This is a genomic window from Paraburkholderia sp. SIMBA_027, assembly GCF_046535315.1.
In the GTDB taxonomy this organism is placed as follows: Bacteria; Pseudomonadota; Gammaproteobacteria; order Burkholderiales; family Burkholderiaceae; genus Paraburkholderia; species Paraburkholderia tropica.
Window position 1 is genome coordinate 1 of record NZ_JAWRWY010000838.1, and the last position, 263, is coordinate 263.

Below are 263 nucleotides of genomic sequence, written 5' to 3' on the forward strand. Positions count from 1 at the left end.
GGATGAACGGCATCACGCTCGCCGGCGTGTTCCACGAACGCTTTCCGGGGATTCGCGTGCTGATGCTGTCGATGCACGACAACATCGAATACGTGACGCAGGCCGTGCGCGCCGGCGCGAGCGGCTACCTGCTGAAGGATTCGCCGGCGAGCGAGATCGTCCGCGCGATCGGCGCGGTGCTGGCCGGGCAGACGTTCTTCAGCGAAGGGCTCGCCGCGCGGATGATCCAGGCGAGCGCGACCGCGTCGCCGCTCGACCGCTTG

General features: G+C 68.4%; 1 protein-coding gene. It reads left to right on the plus strand.

Features of this window, described 5'->3' with window-relative positions; translation table 11 throughout:
- On the plus strand, nucleotides 1–263 hold a 263-nt coding region (locus SB764_RS41425; protein WP_410866958.1), incomplete at both ends, for a response regulator transcription factor.